The following is a 23,783-nucleotide window of genomic DNA, read 5'->3' as shown; positions in this document are numbered from 1 at the left end:
CTTGTTATCCTTTGACCGACCCGGCGGTCAGTCCTTTTGTCATGAAACGCTCCAACCCCAAGAACAGAACCATGATCGGCACAGTCGCGATCACAGAGCCTGCCATCAGGTGTTGGCGCGGAATTTCAGAAGAGTTGAGACTGGCGATCCCACGTGTCAGCGTGAATTTTGACGGATCATCCAGCAGCATGAACGCAAGCAGGAATTCATTCCAAGCGATCATGAAAACATAAAGCGAAACCGAAGCCATGGCAGGCAGCGACAGCGGAAGCGTGATCTTCCAGATCACCTTTAGCCGACTTAGCCCGTCCATCAGACCTGCCTCTTCGATCTCGGCGGGCAGTCCGCGGAAATAGCCTTGCAACATATAAAGCGCGACGGGGATCGTCGTGACCGGATAGATCATGATAATCCCGCCAAGGCTGTTACGCAGCCCAAGCATGGAAAACGCGATGTAGATTGGCAGCGCCAGCACAATCATCGGCACCATATAGATCAGCAAAATCGACCGAGAAAACGCGGCACGCCCACGAAACCGTAGCCGCGCAACAGCATAGGCACCCGGAACTGCAAACAGCAATGTAATCAGGACAGTCAGCAGCGAAATAACGAAAGAGTTTACGAGGTAAGTGCCAAAATTGAACTGCATGAACAGTTCGTCATACGACCGAAGCAGATCCCATCCCTTTGAAAGGTCCACTGAAAAATCTAGCGGATTTTGGATGAGCTCGGCTTGGTTTTTGAGACTGGTCAGCACCATTACGTAGAACGGGATCAGCACGATGGCGGTAAAGAAAATATAGCCAAATCCGGTCAGAAACTTGATGATCGCAGCCTCAAACACGTGCCGATTGATCGGGCCGAATGCGACCTCGTCCAGCATGATCCATAGCCCAAACGCGGCGAACCCGGCTGTTCCGGCGGCACCCAGCAGGCTCGAAAAACCTGACACGCCGTTCCCGATGGCAATGGGACCAAAACCGAACAGGGCCGCAATCGTGACGATGATACCTGCGGCAACGGGTTTCCATACTGGCCCCGGCAGACACGCCAGCCCCAGCCCAGCGCCCCAAATCAATGCACCTAATCCCGAAGGGCGAAAGGCCGAACCGGTTGCAAAGCTCATCGCGATGGCGACGGTCAGGGCAATCACGAATGTCCACAAGCCCCCTAAAACCGGTGCTGTGACATATCCAAAGCGTAGTTGCTTCATAGCCCTTCCTCCTGACTGATGAACCGGAAGAAGAAGAACGAGAATAACAGCAAACAGCCAAAGATCACGACGGCAACTGCAGCCCCTGCCCCAATGTTAGACACTGCAAATGCCTGTTCATAGACATTCACCGTCAGCGTTCGCGTACCTGCATTCCCGCCCGTTAGCAGGAAAATGTCGTCGAATTTGTTGAACGTCCAAATGAAGCGCAGCAGGAAAAGAACGGAAAGAATACCCAACAACTGCGGCACGCTAAGGTACCAAAATTGCTGGAACGGTGACGCACCATCCATATCGGCGGCCTCGTACATGTCGCTATCGATTGACTGCATCCGCGCAAGGATGAACAGGAATGACAGCGGAAAATAACGCCAGATTTCAAACAGAGTCACCATGATCAATGCCAATGGCCGCTGGCCGAAAAAGTTGATCGCCTCTTGCGTGACGCCCATTTGGATCAAAAGCGCATTCGCAGACCCTGAAAACGGGTCGAACAGCAGTATCCAAGCAAAGGCCACAGCAATGACAGGCGACACGTACGGAAACAGATATAGCCCACGTAAAACACCCTGTCCTTTGAACGATTTGTTCAGCAGCATCGCTGCGAACAACCCAAACAGCAGCGCACCAATCGTCCCGAACACAGTGTAAAACAGTGTAACCCACAGAACCGACCAGAATTCATCGCCGTCAAAAACGCGTTTGAAATTGTCAAAGGTAAAGGTCGCATTAGTCAGCACGCTAGAAGCGCGGCCAGTGACCGTCGCATCAGTGTCTTGCGGGCGCATATTAGTGTCTAAATAGGCCTGTTCGACCATGACAGGGATCATGAGCGTTTCACGAAATCCGCCGTCCCAATCACCAAAGTCGCAAAACAATTCCCGACCATCCAACGCACAACGCGTGTCGAGGTCAAAGACCACTAAACCCTGAGGAATAGTGTCTGTTATCGTCACGCCACGTATGGGTTGGTCTTGGGATGAATTGCGTAGCCGGTATCTGATCGCGGCTTCGTCACCGACGGCTTCATAGTCGCCACGGATATCTTCACGGATGACCACCTCTGGGGCGCGCAGATCGGACAGCGATACGGGCTTAATGCTGATCCAAAAGATCGCAAGCAACGGAAGGATCACCACCAAAGCGACTGCCGCAATCGTGGGCACTAGCAACCCCCAAGCCAAACGCGCCTCTAACCGCGCGAGCGGACCAGAGCCTTTGGGTGGTGAAACGTCTGACATTGGGTGAAGCTCCGAAATTAGCCTTAGGCAAGGCGGCGCAGGTCACGCCGCCTTGCGCTACTTGTTACTCGACGCCTGCGATGGCTTCGTTCAGTGCTGCCACTGTTGCCGCGGCATCGCGTTCGCCGTCGATGTATTCACGCACCAAACGGTTGATCACTTGGCTATTGATGATCTTTGATGCTGTCGCCAGCTGACCATCCGCAACGCCCCAGCGCTGTGCGACATCCAAACCACCAACGATTTCTTCGATCATTGCCGGATCGTACAAGTCACCCAGCGGCGCCTTGCGGTCCACGCCGACATCCAAGGTTGCCCAAAGATCGCTGAACTCAGTCGGGTTGTCGGCTGTCCCGCGACGCACAGGGAATTTACCCTCTGGCGCGATGGCAAGTGTCTGACCGTAGCCCTCGTTCATCGAATATTCGACGAATTCCATTGCCGCGTCAGTCGAAGCATCAGACGTGATACCGAAATAACGGATATCACCCCATGCTGCGCCGTCCGGGTTAGAGGGGCCAGAGAACGTCGTCACGATACCGGTTGCTGCCGCCAGAGCAGAGCTGGTTGGATCGTCGTTGATTGTGGGCGGCGCACTGTCACGCAAGCCTGCCAATTCATCCAAAATGAACGGTGACCAAATGATCATCGCTGCATTCCCCGAGAAATACAGTGACCGCGACTGATCCCAATACAAATCACCCGGAGGCGACGCCTCTGCGATGGCCTTGTAGAACTCTAGCACTTCAATCGTTGCCGCCTCATCCAGTGGTCCGACCCCATCAGGACCAACTGGGGAAACGCCATTTGCTAGGAACACATGCTCCAAAACTTGGCTCATGAAGTTTTCATCGACCTTTGTTGCCGCGACGAACCCGTACATTTCAGGTGGATTATGCAGCGCTTCAACCGCTGCCAACACGTTGGCGTACGATGTTGGTGGCTTAAGGCCCACTTCTTCGAATTTGTCGGCACGATAGACGATCATTTGCGTCCAACCATCGACAGGCACAGACGCATAACCACCATTGCTAGCCGCCATTTCCAAAGCGCCCGGTGCGAATGTGTCGCCGCCAAGGGTCTCGATGACGTCAGTGGCAGCATCCGTATCCAAGATCCCCGCCTCGGCCCATGGTAGCGCATATTGCAGCGGGTGATAAATCACATCGGGCAGATCACCGGCCGCATAAGCGGCGGTTGCGCGTGTACCAAGGTCACTTTCGGTAACTGGAATTACCTCGACGGTGTGACCAGACACAGCCGCGAAATCGGCGGCCATCTGTTCTTGGCGCGCTAGGCGCTCTGGCTGTTCTTCGGTCGTCCAAAACCGCAGTGTATCGGCGCTGGCACCTGACGCAGTCAGGACCAGCACAATGGCCGCCCCCATCAACAATTTTGATTTATGTGTTAGTTTCATAGCTTCCTCCCTTAAAAATTCTTATTGCTGCCCGGGCACTGGCCCGGTCGATCCGCGGTTCAAAAAGCGCGGCACAGCCGTTTCCTGCAATTCACTAGGGTTTTGTCCCCGGATATTGCGGATCAATAGATCGCTTAGACGCTGGCCCGCCTCTTTGAAGTTGACTGCGAAGGTCGATAGCGGTGGGGTGACATGCGCGCCTTCTGGCACGCCGTCATAGCCAACCACCGAAATATCTTGGCCAATTGTCAGGCCCAACGCCTTAGCTGCGCGGTAGACACCCAATGCGGCCGTATCGACGGCACAAATAATCGCAGTCGGTGGTGTTGGTGACGACAGAATGGCCGATGCAGCTTTTTCACCGCTCGTGATCGTTACCGCGTCACGGGCAACATGTGCGGGATCCACAGACAATCCGGCATCATGCATTCCGCGCAAGAATCCGGCCTCTCGTAGTGGGGCATAGGTGTATTGCGAACCGCCATTGATGAACCCAATCTTGCGATGGCCTAAAGAGACAAGATGCTGCACCGCTTCGCGCATCGCGACTTCACCAAGAATGTCGAAAGATGCGCAGCCCTCTGCATCTTCCACACGTCCGAACAGAACAAACGGTACCCCACCTTCCCGCAGCAGCTTGATCCGCGGATCATCGACCATCGTGCGCTGGAGAATGAACCCGTCAGCTTTGTGATTGCTGACCATCCCACGGAACGTGTCGATTGTGCCTTTGGGGCTGTTCGACGTCGCAATGGTAAGCGTGAAACCCTCTGCGCTTGCCCCTTCAGACAGCCCCGCCAGAAACTCGGCCAAGAATGGGCGCTGCGCGTCGTGGTCTGCCATTTGAATGACCAGGCCCAGCGATTTCACCAATCCAGTCCGGATGGCTTGCGCGTGGCTTAATGGACGATAGCCCATTTTTTCGGCCATCGCCTGCACCCGCTTTCGTGTGGTTTCCGAAATGTCGGGGTATTGGTTCAACGCGCGTGAAACGGTTGATTTCGTCAAACCCAACGCGTCTGACACATCTGCAATTGTCACGCGCTTACCCGCACGACCAACGCCGTTGTTCTGAAATCCAATATTCAAAATTCGTCCCCCTCGAATCATAGTTCGCTCCGAAACCGGTTTCGGCAAGGGATTTATCAGGTTATCGATGGGAATAGGTGCTGCGGCGCAGCATCAAGAGACGGCAATACCTGAAGTTATGCCGTCATATTTCATAAAATAAGGGGTTTGGACTAGGTGAACTTGCGGAACAGCTTGGTCTGATCAAACATCTCTTCAAGCCCTTCCATACGGTCCTTGATGTTTTCCCAGTCGGTGTTTTGAACGGCCGCAATCATCGTTTCGATCAGCAACATGGTTGTCGCTGCCGAATCCCATGCAGAGGGAACAACGATCCGGCTGCTAAAACTGATCTCAGCAAGTTGGTGAACAGGTGACCGCCACTGGTCAGTGAATAGGATAATTCTAGCGCCACGCGCATGCGCCATCTCGGCCAGTTTCAGCGTGTTGTTTTCGTATCGACGGACGTCGAAAATCACGAAAACGTCGCCCTCGGAAACGTCCAACAGGTAGTGCGGCCATGAATTCGACGTCGACTGAATATGCGTCACTGATGGGCGAATGATCTGCATATGCAGGAATAGATACTCGGCGAGCGTGTGGGTAACGCGCCCGCCAACAATATACAGCGACTTGGATTGATCAGCGACCATGGCGCACGCTTGATCAAATTTTTCCGGTGCAATCTGCCCAAGCGTATGACGAATATTGCCGATCACAGCGTCAGTAAACTGGTTCAGAACGTGGCCCGATGGTGCACCTTCAGCCCAATTATCGTGCTTAGTGATCGGGCTTTGCACCTTGGCTTTGAGCTCTTCGCGCAGCGATGCCTGAAATTCAGGGTATCCGTTAAACCCTAGTTTTTGCACCATCCGCGCGACGGTAGGCACAGAAACATTCGCGCCTTTGGCCAAAGCTGTCAGCGGCCCCAGCCCAGAAGCGGGGTAGTTTTCGAGGATGGAATGCGCGAGCTGGCGTTCGGCACGGGTCAGGTCATCCAACTTATTGTGAATGCGATCAGCAATTGTAAGATCCTCGTCAGACATTTGCGCCCCCGTTTGATTAAAAAAATAACAAAGCCATTAGCCTTGTTATAAAAATACCAGAATTCTGTTGACAGGCCGCGTGGCAAGCAAGCAGTTTATTCCTATCGGAGAGCATATGACACAAAACCAGCCAAGCGACACAGTACAAATTGTGAATCCCACAGGGGGATCCGCTGCGTTGTTGGTATGCGAGCATGCATCATGGTTTATTCCTGACGCCTTGGACCATCTTGGCTTAGCGGCAGACCAACGCCAAAGCCACGCCGCATGGGACCCCGGTGCATTGGGCGTCGCAATGCGCATGTCGCAAAAGCTGGATGCGACACTGATCGCAAGCACCATTTCTCGCCTTGTCTATGACTGCAATCGTCCGCCCAGCGCGCCGGACGCCATGCCCGCCCGAAGCGAAGTCATCGATGTTCCGGGAAACGCCGGACTTACCCAGACTGACCGCGAGCAGCGCGCGCAAACCTACTATGAACCATTTAGGTCTGCCGTTGCAGCGCACGTCAGCAGCGCGACCGCCCCTATCATCGTGACCATCCATAGCTTTACGCCAGTGTACCATGGTAAATCTCGCGCAGTCGAAATTGGGGTACTGCACGACGTCGACACTCGTCTCGCGAATGCCATGCTGGATACGGCGGTGCAGCATACAGATGCCCTCGTTCTACGAAACGAACCATATGGCCCAGAAAACGGTGTGACCCATACGCTGCGCGAACATGCCTTGCCGGGCGAACATCTGAACGTCATGCTCGAAATTCGAAACGACCTGATCCAGACCGAAGAGCAACAGAATGCGATGGGCGATGTGATCGCCGCTTGGGTTGCTGAGGCAGCGAAAAAATCTGGCGCAAAAGGAGCAGTCCAATGCGTAAAATGATGACCGGATATATCCGCGCCGTGGATGCGGTGAACCACCGCGTTGGCCGGGTCATCATGTACGGCATCTTTGTGCTCATGGGCATTTTGCTGTGGTCGTCGATCAGCAAAGCCTTCTTTGTGCCATCGCTTTGGACGCTGGAAATGGCGCAATTTGTGATGGTTGGCTACTATATCCTCGGTGGCCCATATTCGATCCAGCTTGGGTCTAACGTGCGGATGGACCTGCTTTACGGTGAATGGTCGGTCGAAAAAAAGGCGTGGTTTGATGTGTTCACCGTGCTTCTATTGATCTTCTACCTTTGCGTCCTGCTTTATGGCGCAGTTAGCTCCACCGCTTATTCATTGGGATACTGGGGAACTGAACCGTTTTCGTTCTTTGGTGGTCTCATCACAGGTTCCGAAGAAATCGGCAGGATGGAGCGCGCATCGACCGCGTGGCGTCCATACCTTTGGCCAATCAAAGCGGTCATGGTTACGGGGCTATTCTTGATGCTGCTGCAGTGCACATCTGAACTTTGCAAAGACGTGCTGCGCATTAAGGGCGAAACCATCTGATGTCTTACGAATTAATCGCCACCTTAATGTTTTCCACCATGATGCTGATGCTGCTAACAGGGCAGCGCGTGTTTGGTGCGATCGGCTTTGTTGCTGTCGTCGCCGCCTTGCTGCTTTGGGGTGACAAGGGCGGATTTGACATCGGGTTCTCTGCCGCGATGAAGCTAATGAAGTGGTATCCGCTTCTGACCCTGCCGATGTTCATCTTCATGGGTTACGTGCTGTCAGAATCCAAAATCGCAGATGATCTATACAAGATGTTTCATGTCTGGATGGGGGGCCTGCGGGGTGGTCTGGCCATTGGGACCATCGGGCTGATGGTGCTTATTTCTGCGATGAACGGGCTGTCCGTGGCAGGCATGGCGATTGGGTCAACCATTGCACTGCCCGAGCTGTTAAAACGCGGCTATGACAAACGCATGGTCACTGGGGTGATCCAAGCCGGCTCATCGTTAGGCATTTTAGTACCGCCGTCTGTCGTGCTTGTTCTTTACGCAATGATCGCGCGGCAGCCAGTTAGCCAGCTTTGGCTTGCCGGGATCGTACCGGGCCTGATGATGGCAGGACTATTCATCGCCTATATCGTGATCCGTTGTCGGATGAACCCCAATCTGGGGCCAGTCCTGCCAGCTGAGGAACGCGATATACCACGCGCAGAAAAGATGCGCCTGCTACGCGCTGGGCTGCTTCCACTTATCATCTTTGCCGTGATGATGATCCCTTTCGTGCGCGGCTGGACATCGCTTGTCGAAAGCTCTGCCATTGGGGCAATCGCCGCCTTTGTTGCTGCCGTCATCAAAGGGCGAATGACCCGCGAAGTATTCGAAAACTCGGTCCGCAATACGCTGGGCATCACCTGCATGTTCATGTGGATCATTCTGGCGGCGCTGGCGTTCGGGGCGGTGTTTGACGGGCTGGGCGCGGTCAAAGCGATTGAGAGCCTATTCACCGAAAAGCTAAACCTGTCGCCTTGGACGATCCTGATCTTGATGCAGCTTAGCTTTATCCTGATGGGCACGTTCCTAGATGACACTGCGATGCTGGTCATAGTCGCCCCGCTTTACGTACCGCTGGTTGGTGAACTAGGCTTTGATCTGATTTGGTACGGTATCCTTTATACAATCACGACTCAGATCGCTTATATGACGCCGCCGTTCGGTTATAACCTGTTCTTGATGCGGGCGATGGCTCCGCCTGAAATCTCGCTGCGCGATATCTATTCTTCAATTACCCCATTCGTTGCGGTCATGGTCTTTGCCTTGATCCTTGTGATGGTTTTCCCCGGCCTTGCGACTTGGCTGCCAGACTACATTTACAACCAACCTTAATAAGAGCCCCGCAAAGTGGGCCATTTTTCCCAACCTAGGAGACAATATAATGACAACGAGACGTAAGTTTATCCAAGGGGCCGCTATCGCCGCCCCCGCAGCGCTGGCGACGCCCGCGCTTGCCCAAAGCACAATTAAATGGCGGATGCAGACCTATGCTGGTGCCGCATTGGCCGAGCACGTGATTGATCCTGCGATTAAGATGTTCAACCAGATCGCTGGCGACCGTATGCAGATTGAACTGTTCTATGCAGATCAGCTGGTCCCAACTGGTGAATTGTTCCAAGCCATGCAGCGCGGCACAATTGACGCGGTACAATCTGACGACGATTCAATGGCGTCCCCGACCGAGGTCACGGTTTTCGGCGGCTACTTCCCGTTTGGTTCACGCTATTCTTTGGACGTGCCTGTGCTGTTCAACCAATACGGCCTGAACGAAATTTGGGACGAAGAGTATTCCGCCGTCGGCGTGAAACACATCAGTGCCGGTTCTTGGGATCCTTGCCACTTTGCCACCAAAGACCCGATCCGCAGCCTTGCTGATCTTGAAGGCAAGCGCATCTTTACCTTCCCAACAGCCGGCCGCTTTATGTCCCAGTTTGGGGTTGTTCCAGTGAACCTGCCTTGGGAAGATATCGAAGTCGCGGTGCAGACTGGCGAACTTGATGGCATCGCGTGGTCAGGCATCACCGAGGATTACACCGTTGGTTGGGCAGACGTGACCAACTACTTCCTGACCAACAACATCTCTGGTGCTTGGGCTGGGTCGTTCTTTGCCAACATGGATCGTTGGAACGAATTGCCCGAAGACCTGCAAACGCTGTTCCGCGTTTGCTGTGACCAATCACATTACTATCGTCAGTGGTGGTACTGGGGTGGCGAAGCAAACCTGCGCGTCAATGGCACCAAGATGGAACTGACCACAATCCCAGACGAAGAATGGGCAACGGTCGAAGCCAAAGCACAAGAATTCTGGGAAGAAATCGCAGCAGAAAGCGACGTGAAACGCCGCGTGGTCGATATCTTTAAGAAGTATAACGCCGATATGCAGAAAGCTGGACGTCCTTACCGCTACGGCTAAGCTGATTGTTGACAACATCCTAAACTAACTTAGCGGCCCCGGATCATGTTCGGGGCCACTTCCACCCAAAAGGACACGATAATGCCCGGCAATCTGACATTCGATGATCTGAAATCCCGCGTCGCTGACGGCACGGTTGATACGGTTCTGACCTGCCTTGTGGATATGCAAGGGCGCCTGATGGGCAAACGGTTCCATGCGGCCAACTTTGTGGAAACGTCGTTTAACGAAACACATTGCTGCAACTATCTGCTTGCCACTGACCTTGAGATGGCAACGCCCAGCGGTTTCGCATCAACCAGTTGGCAGTCGGGCTATGGCGACTATGTGATGAAACCCGACCTAAGCACTATTCGGATGGTGCCGTGGCTAGAAGGAACCGCGATGGTTCTGTGCGACGTGCTCGATCATCACACGCATGAACCGGTCCCGCATTCCCCCCGCGCTATACTGAAAAAACAGATTGATCGGCTCAAGGCGCTTGGGTTCGACGCGATGATGGCGACAGAGTTGGAGTTTTTCCTTTTCGCGAAAAGCTTTGATGAAATCCGCAAATCGGGGTTCCGTGATCTCGAACCGATCAGCGGCTATAACGAAGACTACCACATTCTTCAGACCACCAAAGAAGAAGGCGTCATGCGCCCAATCCGCAACCATCTATATGCGGCGGGCATCCCGATTGAGAATTCAAAGGGCGAGGCAGAAGCGGGCCAAGAAGAGCTAAACATCCGCTACGCCGCTGCACTGGATTGCGCCGACCATCATTCGATTGCGAAACACGCGATCAAAGAAATCGCTTGGCAACAGGGCCACGCCGCCAGCTTCCTTCCGAAATGGAGCCATGACCGCGTTGGATCATCTTCGCACGTGCATCAGTCGCTTTGGGTTGATGGAAAGCCTGCATTCTATGACAAGGACGCCAAGCTGGGCATGTCCAAACTGATGGAACATTACATGGCCGGGCTGATCGCCTATGCACCGGACTACACCTATTTTCTGGCACCCTATGTGAACAGTTATAAACGTTTTTCTAAAGGCACCTTTGCCCCTACAAAAACGGTCTGGTCGGTCGATAACCGCACCGCTGGGTTCCGCCTTTGTGGTGATGGCACCAAGGGCGTTCGCGTTGAATGCCGGATTGGCGGGTCGGACCTGAATCCCTATCTTGCCCAGGCCGCGATGCTTGCCGCAGGGATCAAGGGTATCGAAGATAAAATGCCTCTTGCGCCTGCTACCACAGGTGATGTCTATGAAGATGCCAAAGCTGGTGACATTCCCCAGACCTTGCGCAAAGCAACTGAAACACTCCGTAATTCGAAATTCCTGCGCGACGTCATGGGCGACGATGTAATCGATCACTACACGCGCGCTGCGGAATGGGAACAAGAAGAATTTGACCGTGTGGTGACCGACTGGGAAATCGCACGCGGTTTTGAAAGGGCCTGAACCATGACTATCAAATGCATCTCTCCGGTAGACGGATCGGTCTATGCCGAACGCCCGACCCTAACCCGCGTAGAGGCTGACGCAGCCGTCGCCCGCGCAAAGACCGCCCAAGTCGAATGGGCAGCCCGTCCGCTAGACGAACGGATCGCATTGGTGCTTGCTGGTGTCGCCAAGGTCGGTGAAATGAACGACCTCATCGTGCCGGAACTTGCGTGGCAAATGGGTCGCCCTGTGCGCTATGGCGGTGAATTCGGCGGCTTTAACGAGCGTGCGCAGTATATGGCGGACATCGCGCATGAATCGCTTGCCCCGACCATCGTCGAAGACAGCGACAAATTCCGCCGCATGATCAAACGCGTGCCACATGGGGTCGTACTTGTTGTTGCACCCTGGAACTATCCTTTCATGACGGCGATCAACACAATTGCCCCTGCGCTGATCGCGGGCAACGTGGTCGTTCTGAAACACGCATCGCAAACCCCAATTGTAGGTGAGCGCATGGCAGAGGCATTCCATGCCGCAGGCGTACCCGCTGACGTCTTCCAAAACGTATTCCTAGATCACCAAACAACCTCAGACCTTATTGCGACGCGTTCCTTCGGGTTCGTGAACTTTACCGGGTCAGTCGCAGGCGGTGCCGCGATGGAAAAGGCTGCGGCCGGCACGTTCACTAACATGGGCCTTGAACTGGGCGGCAAAGACCCCGGTTATGTCATGGAAAACGCTGATCTGGACGCCGCTGTCGATACGCTTATGGACGGTGCAATGTTCAACTCTGGCCAATGCTGCTGTGGTATCGAACGGATTTACGTCCACGAAAGCCTATTCGACGCATTTGTCGAAAAAGCCGTAGCACTGGTGAACACGTACAAGCTGGGCAACCCTCTTGATCCGGAAACGACCATTGGGCCGATGGCGCAAGTACGCTTTGCTGATGGTGTTCGTTCGCAAATCGCTGATGCAGTTGCCGCTGGTGCCAAGACCCACATCGATCCAGCGTTGTTCCCGCAAGATGGCGGCGCATACCTGATGCCGCAAATCCTGACCGACGTGACCCACGACATGCGTGTCATGCGCGAAGAAAGCTTTGGCCCTGTCGTCGGCATCATGCCCGTGAAATCCGACGCCGAGGCAATCGCTCTCATGAACGACTGCGACTATGGGCTGACGGCCTCTCTTTGGACGCCAGATACCGAACGCGCAGAGGCAATCGCCGATCAGCTTGAAACAGGAACCGTGTTCATGAACCGGGCGGACTATCTTGATCCCGCTCTGTGCTGGACCGGTTGCAAAGACACCGGGCGCGGCGGCGGTCTATCCGCGATCGGGTTCCACAACCTGACACGTCCGAAATCCTACCACATGAAAAAGGCCTAACCGATGTCGATCACTGCAAACTGGTCCTACCCGACCGCCATCCGTTTCGGCGCAGGGCGCATTTCCGAGATCGCAGATGCTTGCGCCGCTGCGGGCATCAAGAAACCACTTCTGATCACTGACCGCGGTCTGGCCGATATGGCGATCACGACAAAGACGCTTGATCTGCTTGAAGCCGCCGGTTTGGGACGCGCCATCTTTGCCGATGTTGACCCGAACCCAAACGAAAAGAATGCCGAGGCCGGTGTGAAAGCGTTTCGCGAAGGTGGACATGACGGCGTTGTCGCATTTGGTGGTGGCTCAGGTCTTGATCTGGGAAAACTGGTCGCGTTTTACGCTGGCCAAACTCGCCCCTTGTGGGATTTTGAGGATATCGGCGACTGGTGGACGCGTGCAGACGCAGATGCCATCGCGCCGATCGTGGCCGTGCCTACGACAGCCGGGACAGGGTCCGAAGTGGGCCGGGCATCCGTGATCACCAATTCGGTCACAGCCGAAAAGAAAATCATCTTTCACCCGAAATTTCTGCCGTCCGTGGTCATCTGCGATCCAGAACTGACGGTTGGCATGCCAAAGTTCATCACCGCTGGCACTGGCCTAGATGCATTCGCACATTGCGTAGAGGCATTCTGCTCACCGCACTACCACCCCATGTCACAAGGTATCGCGCTCGAAGGGATGCGTCTGGTCAAAGAATACCTGCCTCGTGCCTACGCAGACGGTGCAGATATTGAAGCGCGCGCACACATGATGTCCGCCGCCGCAATGGGCGCCACCGCGTTCCAAAAGGGCCTAGGTGCAATCCACGCGCTGTCACACCCCATCGGCGCAATCTACCACACGCACCACGGCACAACGAACGCCGTCTGCATGCCCGCAGTGCTGCAGTTCAACAAACCAGCAATCGCTGATCGTATGGAAATGGCGGCAAACTACCTTGGGATCATAGGTGGGTTTGACGGCTTCTGTAGCTATGTTGATGAACTGAACGCATCGCTTGGCATCCCTAAGACGCTATCTGGCCTAGGCGTAGAAAACCCGGACATCGACCGGATCGTCGCAGGCGCACTGATCGACCCAAGCACAGGCGGCAACCCGATCAACATGACGGCAGAAAATACGAAAGAACTACTGCTAAAGATCGTATAGATAGTGAACTGAATCGCTGACCCTAGATACCTATTGGGTCAGCCACCTGTATCGGGTCATATTCATGCGATGCTTTGTGAAATTATCTATACATGTATAAGATGAATTCTTGCCCGGCAGCCCGACGGGCTTCACCTTAGCAGCAAGCTACATCGCTTCCACCGAGACCACGCGCCTCACATCGTCACCATACATGCTTGTGGCTTCCGGACGACGTACGCCCTGAAGGACGGCAACATCGTAAATCTCGTTAACAGGTTCACCGAATGAGAGCCATTCTTCCACCTGCCCTGTATCGATATTCACGACGGCAACACCGCACATCGCGGCGTTACCTGATTTTTTTATTTTTTCATCGAGCTCTAGCCCCGAGAAAATATCATTTGTACGGGGTCGTGATAGACCGACGACAGCAAACCTTCCCGTAAAACTAAGGCCACGCGCGTAGCCCTGCATGTCGGCCACCCGGGTTATTTCGCTCCGTTGCGTATCAACAATGCAAAGGTTTCCTCGACCTGAATCCAAGACCCACAATTTTTCATCATAGACCCGAGGTGAGTGCGGCATTGATAAGCCAGAAACTACCGGCGAACCGGTTTGAATTTCAAGCACCAATCCACCGCTAGTACGTTGATTGCGCCAGCTACCAGCAACGTCTTCGGTTCCGACGGTGGTGACATAGGCGGGACGGTCATCCACAATTGCCAAGCCGTTAAGATGACAACGGTCCTCGCCCACAATGCCGCTCACAAACGGTGGATGCCAAAGCGGTTTAAAGCTTGCGGTTTTGCTTATCGTGGCTAGGCAGTTAAAGGCGGTACTGACAAAGACCACGTCCCGTTCCCCACCACCAATCTGAGTAAGATTGCCCTCTGCAATATCATGGATATCAATCTGACCAGTGACGCGCGCCTCTCTTGGTGCAAAAAGACGGTCGCTACCTGCGTCAGTAAATGAATTTGCAGCGACCGTGTTTTGGTAACGCCAAAGCGAGCTTAGCGCCCCCACTCTCATTGATTGGCCGTCAGTCCAGAGCCCTTGGCATTGTTCGATGTGTTGGTTTTGCAAATGAAGAGAGCCATCCGAATTGAGGCCGATCAGTACCAAACGTCCAATACGATAAGTCGTTATTGCAATGCTGCATTTTTGCCGAGCTAACCAACTAGGAAATCCGCGTGAAAACGAGACGGCGGCATGGCCCAACGGTTGGTCTTGGTTTCCTGCAGCAGATGGTCTCTCAGGAATCTCAGTCGTCATAGAAGTTTCCCTATTTCAAACGAACCAATTGTTCCAACCCTAGCGCGATTTTAGCGGAACCTCCAACTTTCACATATCTCTTTGTATGGTTTTAATTCGTTGAGGTTACTTAATACTCTTTCTAAATTCCCGGGTAGTAAATAGAGCGCGCGGCAGCTCGCATGAACTGTGACGTAGTGCCATAGTCTTACCGATGTAGCGTCTCTAGTTCTGTACAAGCACTGACGTCGCATTCTGGAGGTTAACACACTGTATTCACTTGTACGATTTCGCTGCAGGAGTTGGATTTTGTCTTAGCGAACAACTAATATGTGTTAAGCGTTAGTCCCGGATGACCCACTCCTTGAGGCTTGAAACCAAGATGTCGCAGGCCGCTAGGATCAGATAGCGGGACTGGAATGGTCCAGTGTCGTAAGCGTTGCATCTGCCCCCTGAAATAGGGGCTTAGCACATTCGGCTTGAGAAAATATGATATCCCTCAAAAGGATACAGGCATCATGAATACTCAAGCATTAGCTGCGCTCTCAAGTGATCAAAAAATCGACAAAGTCTTCCACGCCTTCGGCTACTCCATCCCTGTCGGAAAAGGCTGCCGCCGCTTGTGGCCCACAAAGTTCAAGCGCGAAATGGCGCATCGCATGAGATCCGGTACGCTCTCAATCGGCGACGTCCAGAAGACGTGCCAGATTTCGGACAAGACTGCCTACGCTTGACGGAAGGGACCGAAGTAAAAGAATTCGGCAAAGCGACAAAAGGTCCTGGAACCGGTACCAGTATTTGCCGAGATCAAGGTTCAACACGATGTGCCAGTTAAACAAACCGAGACGTCTCACATTGTTTTCAAACGCGCCGGATGTGAATTGCTGCTGCCGTCTACTTACCCCGTCGCTGGCTTGGTTGACCTGATCCGTGCGTTCGAAAGCCGATCATGATCTCTCCAGCGGGCAACTTCAAATTTTACGTGGCCAGCAAGCCGGTCGACTTCCGAAAGGGGATGGACGGCCTCGCAGCGATTATTCAAAGCGAATTTGCGCTTGCCCCGTTCAGCGGGGCTATCTTCATTTTCCGCTCGAAACATGCGGACCGGCTCAAGCTGATTGTCTGGGACGGCACGGGCCTTGTGATGACTTACAAGAGGATCGAAGGCAAAGGCTTTGAGTGGCCGCGCATTCAAGATGGTATGATCAACATGAACAAGTCCCAGTTTGAGATCCTATTTGAGGGTCTCGACTGGAAGCGGGTCACTGCCAGAGGAATGCGCCGTCCTGTGACGGTTTAAAACAAGCAGCATTGAGACCAGATAACACTTCAATGGTTGGAATCGCGAGATGAAGATTTGGTATACGGCGGACACACATTTTGGACATGAAAACGTCATTCACTTTTGCGATCGTCCTTTCAAGTCAGCGTCTCATATGGACCGCATCATGCTCGAAAACATGTGGAAAGTCGTGAAGCCGGATGATGATCTTCGGATTATCGGAGATTTTGCTTTTGGTGCATCAGCGAATGATGCGGCTTACCTAAGACAAATCTTTGACCAGTTGCCCGGAGCGCGCAAGCACCTCATCGTTGGCAATCACGACAGCGATCTCACTCAGTCGTTGGATTGGACGTCGGTCTTATTGATGGCCGAAGTGCCCGATGGACCAAAAAAGCAGCGAAACACGCTTTGTCATTATCCAATGATCACATGGAATCATGCGAGACGTGAAGCGTTGCAGTTGTTTGGTCACATACACAACAAACATTGGTCAGATGTCGAGCATCGCAAGGAACTCAACTAACTCCCGACATTCGCCGCGATCGATGCGAAATGACGCAGTGCAGGGCAAAACCGCCATTGCCATTCTCGAACCGAATGGCCGCATTGAACTCTCTTCAACAGAAGCGAGAAACACAAAGGGCGAAAGGACGAATTCGCTATCGCGGCAATGGCGTCTGTGGCGAGTATTGAGCGCTAAGCCAGCCGTTTTATGATCTGGCAAATCTGTCTGCAGATTGGTTTTTTTCAAACGGACGACAAAAGGTTCCCATGGCGAAGAAAAAGACAAGCCTAATGCCGCACGGACGCAGCATGACCTAGGTACGTCACCCGTCGACAACACTCTAGGGGTCGATTGCCAAGTCTGAATAGTAACGATCTCAGGTTTGGCTCTATCGGCACCTTGCTTTGTCAGCCAGAGCGGGTGACGACTGCATAAACTGCGTCATGGTCGGACAACGGCCGATTGGTTGCGTCCAGTGACGGGAGTATCCCCTTGGCGTCAGCTTTCATCCCACGAGCGCAGATCCAGTCGAGTTTCATCCGCCGGGTCGGGTGCCGGGTAATCAGGCTGGGGCGCGTTGTCATCCCGTCAGCGGTCAAGGACCAATCGTATCCGCGTGCTTCTGCGCGCGCGAACAACACCTCACCGCGCCAGTCAAAGTCCGGTGGCATGTGGTTGCCTGTGTTCAGGTCGCCGCCAATGATCACGGGCATATCGGGCGCGAACGTATCGACGGTGTCCATCAACACGTCGAACTGTTTCGCCCGGTGCGGGCTGTCGGCGTTGCTTTCCAGATGCGTTGAAACAACGCATAGCGGGCCAATGGTTGTTGGCACCACACCCGCGATGGCGTTGCGCCCCCCGACACGCGGTTGGCCCGCGTCTCCGCCTGCGTCTGGTGTGAACCAATGGCCATGATCGTCCAGTCGGATCATAGTGACTTTCTCAAAGGGCACCGCGCTCAGGATTGCATTGCCATGCCAGCCCCGCGCGTTGAAATCATCCTCGCAAAAGTGACGCTCGGTGTCGCCACCAAGGTCCATTTCAAAGAACTCCACCCCAAAGGCATAGGTCATCCCCAGTGCCTGAGCCAAGTCCGCCGTCGTGTGACGTTGTTTGGTGCGCGCCATGCCGTGATCCATCTCGGACAACAGAACGATCTGCGGGGCGATGCCTGCAAGATGAGCGGCGCTGTCTTCGGGGAAGAGGCAACGTTCAAGATTCCAAGCGACGACAGCAAAAGTCTCGGGAAGCTGCGAGGCGTTGGCTGTTCCGCCGCATCGCACGGCATTCATGCCCGGCAGACTTGCCAGCAGCGCCCGGTGCGCCTCGTCGGTGCGTGGTGCAGCCAGAATACGATCGCGGTCGGCAGCGCTGACGGTTCGAAGTTCAGGGATGATGGGTATCACAGGCACTGTCCCTCGACGGCATCGAACAGACACACCGCATTCGGTTTGACCGAAAGCCGTTGCGGGCCAAGGGCCGCTGCCGTCTCGTTGCTGATTTGTACGGTAACGGCTTCACTGCCCAATGTTCCGTGCAACAAGCGGTGTGCGCCAAGCTCTTCGATGATTTGGACATCCATGACCAAAGGACCGCTATTGTCGGAAACGAATGCCTCGGGCCGGATCCCTGCGGTCACCGGACCATTGTGCGAAGTGCGGCAGACAGACTGATCGCCCAGCTTGACCTCACCATCGGCCGCGGCTGCAGAAAGCAAGTTCATCGGCGGCGCGCCCATGAAAGACGCCACAAACGTCGAGGCCGGATTGTGATAGACTTCGGCCGGGGTGCCGATCTGCTCGATACGGCCTGCGTTCATGACGATGATACGGTCTGCCATAGTCATGGCCTCGACCTGATCGTGGGTCACATAGATCGAGGTCACACCAAGGCGACGTTGGAGGGACTTGATCTCGATCCGCATCTGGTTGCGCAATTTGGCGTCTAAGTTCGATAGCGGTTCATCAAAAAGAAACAGCGCGGGATCGCGAACGATGGCACGGCCCATGGCCACACGCTGACGCTGACCGCCCGACAATTGGCTGGGTTTGCGGTCGAGGTATTCGCCAAGGTTCAGCAATGACGCCGCCTCCTCTACCTTCTGAGCGATCGCCTCTTTTGACGTGCCGCGGTTCTTTAGGCCGTACCCGATATTCTTGCGCACTGTCATATGCGGATAAAGCGCATAATTCTGAAACACCATCGCGATGTCGCGGTCCGCAGGGTCGACGTCATTGACCACGCGGCCCGCGATTTGCAACGCGCCTGTCGTGATCTCTTCTAGCCCCGCGACCATCCGCAACAGTGTGGATTTGCCACAGCCCGACGGCCCCACCAGGACACAAAATTCACCTTCGGCGATGTCAAAGCTGGTAGGATGCAGCGCCTGAAAACCGTTGGGATAGGTTTTGCCGATATTTTTTAGTTCTACCTGAGCCATGTTTCTTTCCTATTTGTCGGATTCTGTCAGGCCCTTGACGAACCAGCTTTGGAAAAACACCACCACAAGGACGGGTGGAATGACGGCCACAAGGGCCAGAACGTTGGATCGACCGAATTCGGGCACCACCGCTCCTTCGAGCACCTGCACGATTTGTTTGATCCCGCGCACAAGTGTGTACATGTCCTCGTCTGTCGTGATCATGGTGGGCCAGAGATACTGGTTCCAGCCGTAGACGAACATGATGATGAACATCGCGGCGATCATCGTCTGGCTGAGTGGCACAAGGATATCGATGAAGAATTTCACCGGCCCGGCCCCGTCGATGCGCGCCGCTTCAACCAGTTCTTCCGGGACCGAACGGAAAAACTGCCGGAAAAAGAACGTCGCCGTGGCCGAGGCGATGAGCGGAATAATGAGGCCCTGATAGGTGTTCAGCATGCCTAGCCACTGCACCACCTCATAGGAAGGTAAGATACGCACCTCAAGCGGCAACAGCAGCGTGGTGAAGATCAGCCAAAAGGCAAGCGTGGCAAAGCGCAGGCGGAAATAGACGATGGCATAGGCGGCCATCATCCCGATCACGATCTTGCCAACTGCAAAACCGATCCCAAGGATAAAGCTGTTCTTAAGCATCGACAGGCCGGTGTTTTCGCCCGAAAAGCCCGAGGCCTGGAACATCGCCTTTTCAAAGTTGTCATCAAATTGATCGCCGATTTTCAGTGACGGACCATTGCGAATGATTTCGGTGTCGGGAATGGTCGTCATTTGCAGAAGCATCAGCAACGGCAGCATCATGAACAGGCTGCCTGCAATCAGGACAGCGTGGTCAGCGACAGCGGAAAGTTTGGGTTTGCGCATCTATCCGGTCCTCAGGTGTAGTGTATGCGGCGCTCGATCAGCCGGAACTGGAAAACAGTCAACGCAAGAACCAGAACCATCAGGATGACTGATTGCGCCGACGACCCGCCAAGGTCGTTGCCGCGAAAACCGTCCACATAGACTTTGTAGACCAACGTCATCGGGTTGTTGCCCGGCTCACCCTTCACCACGGTGTCGACGATGCCGAACGTTTCAAACAGCGAATAGGTGATGTTGATGATCAACAGGAAAAACCCGGTGGGTGCGAGCAGGGGGAAGGTAACGTCCCAGAACCGACCGCTGGCAGAACGGTTGTCGATCAGCGCGGCCTCGCGCACGGACCGGGGGATAGATTGCAGACCTGACAGGAAGAAGATGAAATTCACTGGAACCTGCTTCCACACAGACGCCAGGATCATCGCAAAGGCCGTATCATTGTAGTTGACCCCAACCATGTAGTTGTAACCCAACAGTCCAAAGAACTCCGTCATTGGCCCCCAGCTTTGGTTGAACATGATGACGGCAATGAAACCCGCAACCGGCGGGGCAACCGCGTACACCCACATCAGCAAAGTGCGATAGGTGCGCGCGCCGCGCAGGACCTTGTCCGCCTTGACAGCCAGCACCAGTGCGATGGCGAGCGAGAAAAACGTGACCAGCAAGGAAAAGATCACTGTGAACCGTGCGATCTTGCGATATTCGCGGCTGGAGAACAGATCCGCGTAGTTCTGCAGACCCACGAATGTAGATCCAAAGCCAAACGGGTCTTGCAGGTAAAACGACGATTGCAGTGCCACAACCGTTGGCCAGTAGAAAAACACAGCGATGATGATAAGCTGCGGCAGCAACAGCATCACGGGAAGTGAGACAGTGGTAAATCCAGCCCGTTTCATGGCGTTTCCTTTTTACACGCTAGAGCGGCCGCCCGTCAGGGCGGCCGCCTGGGCAGTTCTTGATGAGCGTTAGCCCTGTGTTTGCGCGAAGCGTGAAAGAAGCTGGTTTGCCTCTTCTTCGATGGTTGCAAACGCGTCATCGACAGAGGTTTCGCCGGTCAGGATGCGTCCGTATTCACGGTTCATCACATCGCGGATCTGTACGTAAAAGCCCATGCGGTAACCACGTGTGTTCTCACCAGCGTCCAGTGACAACTGCTTGATGCCGATCTCGGCAGCAGGCTGTTCCTGGTAATAGCCCTCGGCCGCAGCCATCTCATAGGCGGCCTCTGTGATCGGCACATAACCTGTCTCTTTGTGCCAAAAGACCTGTGTCTCCGGTGCTGTCAGGTATTCGAAGAACTTTGCAGTGGCTGCGTTTTCTTCGTTAGACTTCCCAGACATCGCAAACAGGGCAGCGCCACCGATGAATGTCTGCTTGGGCTCTGTTGTAACAGCTTCCCAATAGGGCAGGTAAGTCGCGGAGAATTCGAAGCCAAGGTCTTTCTGGGATAGGCCACCAAACGAACCGGACGAGCCGAGCCAGATGGCAACGTTGCCTTCTTCGAACGGCGTCTGGTTGTCACCCCAACCGGTGCCGTACCATTCAAAGTAACCCTTATCCTGCCATTCGGTCAGCGCAGAAAAATGTGCTTTGATGGCGTCGTTGTTCACAAGGATCTCGGTTTCCAGACCGTCATAGCCGTTGTCGTTTGTGGCAAACGGCAGGTTGTGACGTGACATGAAGTTTTCGGTGAAAATCCAAGGCAGGTGAGACTGCGCCAGTGGGATATAGCCTGCCTCAACAAGGGCCGGCGCGGTAGTGTCCTGGAACTCTTCCCAGGTTTCCGGTGGCCTGACGCCAGCCGCTGCGAGGGCGTCGTCATTGTAATACATGATCGGCGAAGACGAGTTGAATGGCATGCCAATCATTTTGCCATCGCTGTCGGCAAAGAAGTAGCGCACACCAGAGATGTAGTCTTCGATGTTGAACTCTACGCCGTTGTCGGCCAGCAAGTCCTGCACAGGCACAGTCGCCCCTTTGGCCCCGATGACGGTCGCTGCACCGGCATCAAAGACCTGCATGATGTTCGGCTGTTCTCCCGCGCGGAACGCCGCAATACCTGCGGTCAGAGTTTCTTCATAGGAGCCCTTGAAGACGGGGGTCAGCAGCACCTCATCCTGAGCGGCGTTAAAGTTTTCGGCAATCTGATTGACGGTTTCGCCAAGCGCGCCGCCCATGGCGTGCCACAGCTCGATTTCAGTTTGCGCGCTAGCAGCAGTTGTCAGCGCGAAAGCAGCCGCAACGCTTGTGAGCGTGTTCGTGATACGGGACATTTCTATTCTTTCCAATAGTGGTTGCAGGGTCAGCAATGGGGGCGGGTGGGGGAGAGGGAAGCAGTTACTTCTGCGAAACGATGCCAAACTTTTGGCACTTTCACGCACGAAAAGCCGCGCCCCAAACCCAGACCGCTCACCCGTCTTTCGCAGTTGAACGCGAAGCCTTTTTGAAGCTTTTGCAACAGTTTCGTGACGCCAGGCTTGGAAAACTGCTTCGCAATGTCGGCAACGGTTTCGTATGGTTTTTGTGTTTGAATTCTTGGTTGTGCAACAATTACAGCCGAGGCATTGCAACTACCAACGAGATCCAAGTGCGGCCACAGGTGGGTCTGCGGATAATCCTCGTTTACTAGGAAACCAACAATGATGGCGGCGCCCAATGGAGCAGTCTGTGATTGCGGATGTGGCATGGTACGCATCTGCGAACAGACTATCGAACGCCTCACATACTTATCGGCGCAGTTGCGGGTTATTGAAGAACGATACCCCAAATACGTCTGTCGAGATTGTGACAAGATTGTTCAGGCCCCGGTACCCAAACGCGCATTTGAACAGACTCGCTTTGACGATCATCTGATTGCCGGGCTCGCTGTCAGCAAGTTTGCTGACTACTTGCCCAATTATCGGCAAGAGCAGATATTCAAACGTTCGGGGATCAAGCTTCACCGGTCAGCCATGGGACGCCTCATAGATCAGGCCGTTGATGCTTTGCTCCCTCTATATGGCGTTTTGAACGGTGACTTGAAATCTAGTTCAAAGTTGTTGATGGATGAGACGACGTTGGCGCAACTTATGCCCGGTACTGGTAAGACCAAGACCTGTTTCGTTTGGGCACTATGTCGTGATGATCGACGCTGGGAGGGAAATGCACACCCGGCAGTCGCTTTTCATTTCGAGCAGTCTCTCAAAGGCGAACATGCCGAGGAAATCCTCGAAGGTTTCAAGGGAACACTGCAGGTTGATGGTTGTGCGGGTTATAACCGCCTCACCCGCGATAGCCGTGACGGTGGACCGTCAACGCTGGCATATTGTTAGGCACATGGCCGTGACGTATCAGATGCGTGTCCGGTCATTAATTTCAGGTCTGAGCAACACAGGAGAGATGCAAGAGGCTCATGAGGCGGTGCGATCCCTCGTCGACAAGATTGTTCTTCAGCCATCCGCAGACAGCGACAAACTGGACATCATGCTTGAGGGGGCTCTGTCTGGTCTTCTTACGCTTTCTTTGGGTGCCAAACGCAAAGAAGGCTCGAGCACGGAAGCTCAAGCCATTGATAGTATTGAAGAACTATTGTTGGTTGCGGGAGTAGGATTTGAACCTACGACCTTCAGGTTATGAGCCTGACGAGCTACCGGGCTGCTCCATCCCGC

24 protein-coding genes are annotated in these 23,783 nt (G+C 54.2%); 12 read left to right on the top strand and 12 right to left on the bottom strand.

All coding sequences use genetic code 11. The annotated features are described in order from the left end of the window. Window positions 1–4: 4 nt before the first annotated feature. The 5 genes from ACHUEV_RS14600 to ACHUEV_RS14580 form a co-directional block, all read right to left on the bottom strand. Window positions 5–1,213, bottom strand: a complete 1,209-nt coding sequence (locus tag ACHUEV_RS14600) for a carbohydrate ABC transporter permease (RefSeq protein WP_394181125.1) — start codon at window positions 1,211–1,213, stop codon at window positions 5–7. Then, on the bottom strand, window positions 1,210–2,454 hold the full coding sequence (locus tag ACHUEV_RS14595; protein ID WP_394181123.1) for a carbohydrate ABC transporter permease: 1,245 nt from the start codon (window positions 2,452–2,454) through the stop codon (window positions 1,210–1,212). Before ACHUEV_RS14595 ends, ACHUEV_RS14600 begins: the two co-directional genes overlap by 4 nt. A 64-nt stretch (window positions 2,455–2,518) precedes the next feature. Next, on the bottom strand, window positions 2,519–3,871 hold the full coding sequence (locus tag ACHUEV_RS14590) for an ABC transporter substrate-binding protein (protein WP_394181121.1): 1,353 nt from the start codon (window positions 3,869–3,871) through the stop codon (window positions 2,519–2,521). 21 nt (window positions 3,872–3,892) lie between these two features. After that, entirely contained in the window at window positions 3,893–4,960 is a 1,068-nt protein-coding gene (locus ACHUEV_RS14585; RefSeq protein WP_394181119.1) for a LacI family DNA-binding transcriptional regulator, read from the bottom strand. Window positions 4,961–5,112: 152 nt separating this feature from the next. Further along, complete coding sequence (locus tag ACHUEV_RS14580) at window positions 5,113–5,985, bottom strand: MurR/RpiR family transcriptional regulator (RefSeq protein ID WP_394181117.1); 873 nt, start codon at window positions 5,983–5,985, stop codon at window positions 5,113–5,115. A 115-nt stretch (window positions 5,986–6,100) separates the two neighbouring features. On the opposite strand from ACHUEV_RS14580, the gene ACHUEV_RS14575 reads away from it, so the two are divergent. From ACHUEV_RS14575 to ACHUEV_RS14545, 7 genes are all read left to right on the top strand, one after another. Further along, window positions 6,101–6,871, top strand: a complete 771-nt coding sequence (locus ACHUEV_RS14575; protein ID WP_394181115.1) for an N-formylglutamate amidohydrolase — start codon at window positions 6,101–6,103, stop codon at window positions 6,869–6,871. After that, the gene (locus tag ACHUEV_RS14570) at window positions 6,859–7,428 is read left to right on the top strand and encodes a TRAP transporter small permease subunit (protein ID WP_394181113.1); all 570 of its coding nucleotides are present in this window, start codon (window positions 6,859–6,861) and stop codon (window positions 7,426–7,428) included. Before ACHUEV_RS14575 ends, ACHUEV_RS14570 begins: the two co-directional genes overlap by 13 nt. Further along, on the top strand, window positions 7,428–8,756 hold the full coding sequence (locus tag ACHUEV_RS14565) for a TRAP transporter large permease (protein WP_394181111.1): 1,329 nt from the start codon (window positions 7,428–7,430) through the stop codon (window positions 8,754–8,756). Before ACHUEV_RS14570 ends, ACHUEV_RS14565 begins: the two co-directional genes overlap by 1 nt. 49 nt (window positions 8,757–8,805) lie before the next feature. Continuing rightward, window positions 8,806–9,837 carry a TRAP transporter substrate-binding protein gene (locus tag ACHUEV_RS14560; RefSeq protein WP_394181109.1) on the top strand — a complete coding sequence of 344 codons (1,032 nt, stop codon included), beginning with the start codon at window positions 8,806–8,808 and terminating at the stop codon, window positions 9,835–9,837. Between the two features lie 81 nt (window positions 9,838–9,918). After that, window positions 9,919–11,283, top strand: a complete 1,365-nt coding sequence (locus ACHUEV_RS14555; RefSeq protein ID WP_394181107.1) for a glutamine synthetase family protein — start codon at window positions 9,919–9,921, stop codon at window positions 11,281–11,283. A 3-nt stretch (window positions 11,284–11,286) separates the two neighbouring features. Next, on the top strand, window positions 11,287–12,660 hold the full coding sequence (locus ACHUEV_RS14550; protein ID WP_394181105.1) for an aldehyde dehydrogenase family protein: 1,374 nt from the start codon (window positions 11,287–11,289) through the stop codon (window positions 12,658–12,660). Window positions 12,661–12,663: 3 nt separating this feature from the next. Further along, window positions 12,664–13,809, top strand: coding sequence for an iron-containing alcohol dehydrogenase (locus ACHUEV_RS14545; protein ID WP_394181103.1), 1,146 nt, complete (start codon window positions 12,664–12,666; stop codon window positions 13,807–13,809). A 147-nt stretch (window positions 13,810–13,956) separates the two neighbouring features. On the opposite strand, the gene ACHUEV_RS14540 is transcribed toward ACHUEV_RS14545, so the two are convergent. After that, on the bottom strand, window positions 13,957–15,066 hold the full coding sequence (locus ACHUEV_RS14540; protein ID WP_394181101.1) for a TIGR03032 family protein: 1,110 nt from the start codon (window positions 15,064–15,066) through the stop codon (window positions 13,957–13,959). A gap of 497 nt (window positions 15,067–15,563) precedes the next feature. On the opposite strand from ACHUEV_RS14540, the gene ACHUEV_RS14535 reads away from it, so the two are divergent. The 3 genes from ACHUEV_RS14535 to ACHUEV_RS14525 all read left to right on the top strand — a co-directional run bounded on the left by ACHUEV_RS14535 (window position 15,564) and on the right by ACHUEV_RS14525 (window position 16,853). Then, on the top strand, window positions 15,564–15,779 hold the full coding sequence (locus tag ACHUEV_RS14535) for a hypothetical protein (protein ID WP_394181099.1): 216 nt from the start codon (window positions 15,564–15,566) through the stop codon (window positions 15,777–15,779). A gap of 215 nt (window positions 15,780–15,994) precedes the next feature. Further along, on the top strand, window positions 15,995–16,345 hold the full coding sequence (gene tnpB, locus ACHUEV_RS14530; protein ID WP_394181097.1) for an IS66 family insertion sequence element accessory protein TnpB: 351 nt from the start codon (window positions 15,995–15,997) through the stop codon (window positions 16,343–16,345). Between the two features lie 49 nt (window positions 16,346–16,394). Continuing rightward, window positions 16,395–16,853 (top strand): metallophosphoesterase, encoded by a 459-nt coding sequence (locus ACHUEV_RS14525; RefSeq protein WP_394181095.1) that lies wholly within the window; start codon window positions 16,395–16,397, stop codon window positions 16,851–16,853. A gap of 389 nt (window positions 16,854–17,242) precedes the next feature. Here the strand turns inward: ACHUEV_RS14525 and ACHUEV_RS14520 are convergent, their stop codons facing one another. The 6 genes from ACHUEV_RS14520 to ACHUEV_RS14495 form a co-directional block, all read right to left on the bottom strand. Then, window positions 17,243–18,244, bottom strand: a complete 1,002-nt coding sequence (locus tag ACHUEV_RS14520; RefSeq protein ID WP_394181093.1) for an endonuclease/exonuclease/phosphatase family protein — start codon at window positions 18,242–18,244, stop codon at window positions 17,243–17,245. After that, window positions 18,241–19,278 carry a sn-glycerol-3-phosphate ABC transporter ATP-binding protein UgpC gene (gene ugpC, locus ACHUEV_RS14515; RefSeq protein WP_394181091.1) on the bottom strand — a complete coding sequence of 346 codons (1,038 nt, stop codon included), beginning with the start codon at window positions 19,276–19,278 and terminating at the stop codon, window positions 18,241–18,243. Before ugpC ends, ACHUEV_RS14520 begins: the two co-directional genes overlap by 4 nt. 9 nt (window positions 19,279–19,287) lie before the next feature. Continuing rightward, entirely contained in the window at window positions 19,288–20,139 is an 852-nt protein-coding gene (locus ACHUEV_RS14510) for an ABC transporter permease subunit (RefSeq protein WP_394181089.1), read from the bottom strand. Between the two features lie 11 nt (window positions 20,140–20,150). Beyond that, entirely contained in the window at window positions 20,151–21,032 is an 882-nt protein-coding gene (locus ACHUEV_RS14505) for an ABC transporter permease subunit (protein ID WP_394181087.1), read from the bottom strand. A 69-nt stretch (window positions 21,033–21,101) separates the two neighbouring features. Beyond that, window positions 21,102–22,409, bottom strand: coding sequence for an extracellular solute-binding protein (locus tag ACHUEV_RS14500; protein WP_394181085.1), 1,308 nt, complete (start codon window positions 22,407–22,409; stop codon window positions 21,102–21,104). A gap of 29 nt (window positions 22,410–22,438) precedes the next feature. Continuing rightward, window positions 22,439–22,822, bottom strand: coding sequence for a hypothetical protein (locus ACHUEV_RS14495; RefSeq protein WP_394181083.1), 384 nt, complete (start codon window positions 22,820–22,822; stop codon window positions 22,439–22,441). Between ACHUEV_RS14495 and ACHUEV_RS14490 the strand changes: the two genes are divergently transcribed. Together ACHUEV_RS14490 and ACHUEV_RS14485 are read left to right on the top strand one after the other, a co-directional pair. Beyond that, a complete protein-coding gene (locus ACHUEV_RS14490) occupies window positions 22,821–23,447 on the top strand; it encodes an IS66 family transposase (protein ID WP_394181081.1) in 627 nt (208 codons plus the stop codon). The two genes, ACHUEV_RS14495 and ACHUEV_RS14490, sit on opposite strands and share 2 nt — an antisense overlap. Window positions 23,448–23,451: 4 nt before the next feature. Then, on the top strand, window positions 23,452–23,751 hold the full coding sequence (locus ACHUEV_RS14485) for a hypothetical protein (RefSeq protein ID WP_394181080.1): 300 nt from the start codon (window positions 23,452–23,454) through the stop codon (window positions 23,749–23,751). Window positions 23,752–23,783: the final 32 nt, after the last annotated feature.

Source organism: Yoonia maritima (assembly GCF_043641945.1).
In the GTDB taxonomy this organism is placed as follows: Bacteria; Pseudomonadota; Alphaproteobacteria; order Rhodobacterales; family Rhodobacteraceae; genus Yoonia; species Yoonia maritima_B.
The sequence above is the reverse complement of the archived record's forward strand: the minus strand, read 5'-3'. Positions and strand labels throughout refer to the sequence as shown.